The 6036-nt window shown below is 61.7% G+C and carries 6 protein-coding genes and 1 pseudogene; 6 read left to right on the top strand and 1 reads right to left on the bottom strand.

Translation table 11 applies throughout. The features are described from left to right. Nucleotides 1-145: 145 nt before the first annotated feature. A complete protein-coding gene (locus MJ607_RS19695; RefSeq protein WP_243077342.1) occupies nucleotides 146-703 on the bottom strand; it encodes a DUF1643 domain-containing protein in 558 nt (185 codons plus the stop codon). Nucleotides 704-835: 132 nt separating this feature from the next. Here MJ607_RS19695 and MJ607_RS19700 point away from each other — a divergent pair, with 132 nt between their 5' ends. The 6 genes and pseudogenes from MJ607_RS19700 to MJ607_RS19725 all read left to right on the top strand — a co-directional run. Next, nucleotides 836-1339, top strand: coding sequence for a hypothetical protein (locus MJ607_RS19700; RefSeq protein ID WP_243077343.1), 504 nt, complete (start codon nucleotides 836-838; stop codon nucleotides 1337-1339). Further along, on the top strand, nucleotides 1312-1551 hold the full coding sequence (locus MJ607_RS19705) for a hypothetical protein (protein ID WP_243077344.1): 240 nt from the start codon (nucleotides 1312-1314) through the stop codon (nucleotides 1549-1551). Before MJ607_RS19700 ends, MJ607_RS19705 begins: the two co-directional genes overlap by 28 nt. Nucleotides 1552-1649: 98 nt before the next feature. Then, entirely contained in the window at nucleotides 1650-2009 is a 360-nt protein-coding gene (locus MJ607_RS19710; RefSeq protein ID WP_243077345.1) for a hypothetical protein, read from the top strand. A 41-nt stretch (nucleotides 2010-2050) separates the two neighbouring features. Then, nucleotides 2051-2440, top strand: a complete 390-nt coding sequence (locus MJ607_RS19715) for a helix-turn-helix domain-containing protein (protein WP_243077346.1) — start codon at nucleotides 2051-2053, stop codon at nucleotides 2438-2440. Nucleotides 2441-2504: 64 nt separating this feature from the next. Further along, the gene (locus tag MJ607_RS19720) at nucleotides 2505-2930 is read left to right on the top strand and encodes a hypothetical protein (protein WP_243077347.1); all 426 of its coding nucleotides are present in this window, start codon (nucleotides 2505-2507) and stop codon (nucleotides 2928-2930) included. A 308-nt stretch (nucleotides 2931-3238) separates the two neighbouring features. Further along, nucleotides 3239-6036, top strand: a pseudogene (locus MJ607_RS19725) (hypothetical protein); the annotation flags it as partial.

The following is a 6036-nucleotide window of genomic DNA, read 5'->3' on the forward strand; positions in this document are numbered from 1 at the left end:
GTCTCTACGAGCGTCATGGGTTCGTCACCCTCTCGGAGGACGACGTCGATGTCTACATGACCCACCAGCCAGGTGCACCAACCCTCGATTGAGGTGTCAGCTCCGCGGTGCATTGAAGGACCGACTTGCGTACGCCGCTTCAGCCCTACACGTCGAATTCCGGCTGCATCAGGTAGCGCTTCGGTCCCAGCATCGGCAGTCGCCCCGTGCGCGGCCACGGGTGGCGGGGCTGACGATCGACGACGGTAGGAGGGTCGAAGCTGAAGAGACGCGCTCCCAGCGCGGTGACGAGCGCGAGAACGTCCTGCTTGGCGCGGCGGATCGTCGGGTGGAGGTTCCCTCCCCAGGCTCCCAGCACCTCCGTTGCCTGGTGGCGCGTGAGTTCCCGCGCGATCGCTGCGCAGTTAGCAGCGGAGAGCCCCGGATCGTAGGGAGAGAGGTTCGAAGGCTTGGTTGCCCGCTCTGGATAGAGATTGAGCATGATCCAACCGGTGTAGGCGTGGTCAATGCTCGCCTCGATCAGCCGGTTCACGGTCCGGTCTGCTTCGAACTCATTGGCGTGCGAGGGGTTCATGCAGATCGCGATCAGCGGCCGAGCGCCTGGAGCTGACGACGTCGCGTTCCCAAGGGTGAATCGGTGTGTGCGGCTGCTTGGATATGGATCCCAGAAGCTCGCCTCATGACCCGGCAGGTAGGCAATCACTGGCTAGTCGCTCCACTTCCATTGGGACGAAGCCTACGGCGGCCCCCCGGTTCACAGCCCGCCTTCTGCGCTCGATGATTGCCGTTTCGCACGATCTGAGCACTGTCACATCGTGCCGCCATAATCAGGTGCATGGACTGGATGGTGATCGGCACGGTGCTCGCCGGCGTCGCCGCCTTGGCCACGGTAGCCATCACGATTACGAATCAGATCAGCGCATCAGTTCGCTACGACCTCTGGTTGAAGGTGCTCGCCAATGCGCGCAACCAGCATCAGACGGAGATCGCCGCGGACCGCGTGGACTACTACTTTGTCGAACTGGCTGTCGCCGAACTCACGCGAAAGCAGCGTGCCCGGCTCGCCTTCGTCGGCTTTGGCGTCGCCACGATCGGATTCCTTACGGTCGGAGTCGGTAACGCGGTGACGAAGATCGACAATGCCGTGGCGCTCTGGATTGGGTGGATTGTGGTCGGCATCGGCGCCTTGGTGTACGTGGTCGGCCTCGCCGTTGCAGCGATCGGACCCGATCGAGTTCGCGACCAACAACGGACCATGACCACCGAAGCTTCCGCGGCTGCGACGCTGAGCGAGCTCCGACCAGCTCCTTGGTGGCAGCGCAGCCGGAAGGCCAGCTGATTGCGCCGCTGGCCCGCGCCGCTCAATGCGTCGGCCTTACCAGTCCGCTGGTCGACCGGGTTCAGTGCGGTGAGCTTCTCGACTACACCCTCCATCAGCTGGCTATAACGCGCTTTGCGTTCGCCGGCGCCTCCTTCGGTTCGGTTGTCCAAATCGACACGGTCCTGATGGTTCTGAGCGACGTCGCATCAAGCCAATATGCTCATCGGTGATGCCACCTTCTCCCGCGTCGTCGCGAGTTTCACGATGCACTCAACCCGCCGTCCCTCCTTTGGAATGGCTCGACTATGTCGACTACGAGTGTGAGGGTGTGACAGAAGTCCTCCTATGGATGAGTACCCTCACGACGACGGTCCAGGAGGAAGTTGTTGGGCGGATCCTTGCACTATGCGAATTGGCGGCTTCGGGTGAACTCCACTTGGGTGAGGATCTTCAGCCGATCCATCGCGATCCAGAACTGTATGAGCTCCGCTGGAACTTCGGCGAGACGTTGGTACGCCAGTACCACGCGGAGCCCGCGAGGCTGCCTCAGGTTCTCGTGAAGCTTCATTTGCACCTGAAGCACTTGGCAACCGAGAGCGAGTCCCTGACGACAGAGCTACAGAATCAGCAGATCGGTTACGCTCTCCTGCGCTATCGTGCGGGCGAAAGAACTGACTGGGCACTCTGATCGGGCTTGCGCAAGGCGGCGCGCCGTATAGACTGGAATCTATGACGAATCTGCTCTCCGCCCTTACGGGCGGCCGTCTATCGCCGTCACAACGTCGCGCCAAGGAGCTTGCGAAGGCCGACTACCGCCTCCTCTCAAGCTTGGTTCAGGTCCGCAAGGATCTCTCGCTTTCCCAGCAAGATGTGGCCGACCGACTTGGGGTCACTCAGCCAACTGTCGCGGCGTTTGAGCGCTCTGATGCGGACCCAAAGCTCTCGACCATTCGCCGATATGCGCATGCCGTGGGCGCGATCGTGACTCACTCGGTTGAGATTGACCAGGGCCAGTACGAGCGAGTGGCGGATTGGAGCGCATCGACGTACCGGGTTGACCGCGTCCCGACCTATGCCGCGTCGCCTTCCGCACGGCCGGACTTCGCCCTTGTCGCCTGAGGAAGGGTCCCCGCGCCATATCGACGATGTGCGAGACCTTCTCGCCCTGGTAGAGGTACAAGATGTGATCGTCCACGAAGAACGGGCGCGTCGAGTCCTCTGGTCCTCTGAAGAGTTGGAAACTCTCGAATTTCCGTTGCGAAATGACTCCTTCGGATTCATTCTTGGCGACCAGCGGATGCACTTCCGGTTCAGAAGTGTTTTTGCCGACGAACGAGCCGAGTTCGTCGCAGATATCGAACTCATCTACTCAATCTCTGAGCAAGTCACTTTTGACGAAGCCATACATCGAGAGTTCGCGGAACGAGTCGCCTTCATGGCCGTCTACCCGTTCATCCGTACTTCGATATTCGGCGCAGCAGGGCGTCTATCGCTTCCCGCGCCGATTCTGGGGATCGTGCGTCAGGGCGAGTTCAGCCTCGGTGAGAAGATGACCGAGGACCAGGCTCACTCGGCATTCGCTGATGTCGCAAGTGAACTCCATCCCTGACTGATCACGGCCGTCGCACCCGCATGATGCGACCCGTCCAAGACGCTGACTCTCGCGCAACAGAACCGTTGATTGTGCTGTTCATCGGCAAGCGGAGCGGGCGATGACAGTCTATGACGTCTGCCTGGATCAACTGCCCGGTCCGGTCCCTGAACAACGCCTGTCTTGGGGCCGCCTTGCGGTCGCGGGAGGCGCACAAACAGGTCCCATTGTTCCCTTGCGCCGACGACTTACGCGATCCGAGTCTTGAGCACGACAAACTAGGTACTGAACGCCACCACGATGCTGACCCAGGGGATCAGTCGCCTATGAAGGATGCACACCAGGTACCCGCGGTGACGGCGAGAAGGAATAACGCCGGAGGCGGGGTCGCCGACAAGCTGGGAAACAAATACGAGCTGGCGTGGGCAGTGCACCATGCGTTGCGGTGCATTCAAGACGCGCGACGCAGCATCACCCTCGAGGATCTCGATCCGGACCTGGCCGACGGCTCTGAGTTCACTTTCGTCGACGAGCGCAACGTTGTGTCCGTGACTCAGGTGAAGCGCCAGCACAGCATCAACGATCATTGGACGGTCGGGGCTCTGCGCAGTCGCAGAATCTTCGCGTCGGCGGCGCGACACGTCGACGTCGGCCGCGAGTACCACTTCTGCTCGACGACGCCGTGCGGGTCGCTGAGGGTCCTTTGCGAGTGGACCCGTCAGTCCGCTGATGTCCACCAGTTCATGACCCATCAGCTCACCAAAGAGATGACACCAGTCTTTGATGAGCTTTCAGGTCCTGATGCCTTTGGTAGCCCAGAGGGGGCGTGGCGAGCCCTTCGCGGCATGTGGTTCGAGGTCGGAGATGAGCAGCAGCTGGTCAAGACGAACGCCATGCTAGCCAGCACGATCTTGGAGGGTGCGGAGGAAACGCTGCTTCCCATCGCCGTGGGCGCCGTACTTCTCGAGAACCTTCGCAAACCGCTGACGAGGCGCGAGCTGCTGGAGGGGCTGTCAGTTCACGGTATCTCGGCGCGCAATGCAACAGCGAGGAGGACTGCTTATGAAGAAGTCCGCGCGACGACAGAGAGCTGGCGTCGCACGATAGCGCGGGAGTTGCTGACGTCCCCAATCCCACGCTCAGAATCCGCTGACCTGCTCGAACTCGTTAAGACGACACGGTTGGCGCTGGTTGTGGGGGCTGGCGGCGGCGGCAAGAGTTCGGTCCTCTTTCAGACAGCCGGCGATCTTGAATCGCACGGTGCCGAGGTGTTGGCGTTTCGGCTCGACCGTCGAGGAGCGTTCAACTCGCCGGCCCAGTTGGGCGCACAGCTGGGTTTGAGCAGCTCGCCCGTTGCCTCGCTGCGGATGGCCGCGGATGGCCGCGATGCCTTCCTGATCATCGATCAGCTCGACGCGGTGTCAGTCGCGTCGGGAAGACTATCTGAGCGATATGACGTCATCGCCGACTTGATCGATGAGGCGATGGCAGTGGAGGGGGTGGCCGTCATATTGGCGTGCCGCCTTTTCGACGTCGAGAACGACCATCGCATTCGCAAGCTCGACGCTCGGGAGGACGTAGAGCGTCTCACGGTCAGCCCCCTGACTGATCGCGAGGTTGCGGGCGCCGTCGAAGCGATGGGTCTGGATGCCGCGGCACTTTCGTTATCCCAGCGGGAGCTGCTTAGGTCCCCATTGAACCTCGTGCTCCTCGAAACAATCGCCGACCAGCCCGAGGCGCTCAAGTTCACCTCCCGTGGCTCACTGTTCGATGCCTTCTGGCAGCGCAAGCGCCAGACCATTAAGGACTACCGACCCGAGGTTCGTTTCAACGACGTGATCGCACGCGTTGCCGACACCGCGAGCGATCAGCAGACACTGTCGGTCGGCATCGAGGTTCTCGACGCCGGCGACTACATCAGCGACGCCAACGTACTCGCGTCAGAACAGGTGTTGGCCATCGACGACGGCCGCGTCGCCTTCTTCCACGAGACGTTCTTCGACTACTCGTTTGCGCGCCAATGGCTGTCACGGCAGCAGTCGATGGTCGAGTTCCTGTGCGCGCAAGAGCAGGAACTGTTTCGACGTGCCCAGGTCCGACAGATTCTCGAACTGCTGCGGGAGCGGGATCCTTCGCGATTCCGCATCGAGGTTGAGGCGGTGCTTACCCATCTAGCCGTCCGGCACCACATCAAAGAGACGGCCCTGATCGTCTTCGCGGACGTAACTGCGCCAAGCAGCGCTGATCTGGACCTCGCTCTGCGCATCGCCAAGACTGAGGGGCCATTGACCACACGCCTGTGGCGGCACGTCGCCCGTTCGAGTTGGTTTGGTGTGCTCCACGACCGCGGACTCATCGAGACATGGCTCGATAGTGCCGATCCAGCCCTACGCGAACGGGGCGCGGCATCGTTGGCAAACGCGGGTCCCGCCCACGCCGAGGTCGTCGTGGAGTTGCTCTCAGCGCGCCAGCACTCACCTCATTACCTCGGGTGGCTTCAACGGCTGACGCACACATCCGATCTGCATCTGAACAGGCCCCTGTTCGACCTGATTCTGGCCGCTGCACGGCGCGGCGACCTCAGCCCTGCGGGGGAGAATCTGTGGCTGTCGACCCATGATCTTGCGGAGCACAGACCACTCTGGTCGATTGACCTGTTGATCGCGTGCTTTGTGGAGAGCCCCGCGGCGCTAGTCACCGGCCAGGACGGCAAGGTCACGATTCTCGGCTTGCATGAGTATGGCCTCGCCCAGCTCATCGAAGGTTCGAGCAAATCCGAACCACGGGCGTTCGTCGAAGCGTTCGTGCCATATCTCCTGGCCGTGATGCAGGCAACTTCGTTTGATCGCCAGGACGGCGCACTAGTTCGGGACCGCCACTTCAGCTTTCGCACGATATCCAGGTCAGGGCGGGACGACGTCGACGACACCCTCTACGACTGCGCGGCGGAAGCGCTCGCGCGCTGCGCCGCGACCGAGCCGGAGGCGGTTCAGCAGCTGCTACGTACCCTCGCTACATCGGAGCAGGATGCAGCGCAAGCACTCTTGTTTCACGCGCTAGTTGTACCCGGCCGTGAGGTTCGTCGCGGTTTGGGTCTTGTGAATGAGGAGAACCTCCGGGCTTA

The sequence above is a fragment of the Microbacterium sp. SS28 genome, from assembly GCF_022761035.1.
Lineage (GTDB): Bacteria > Actinomycetota > Actinomycetes > Actinomycetales > Microbacteriaceae > Microbacterium.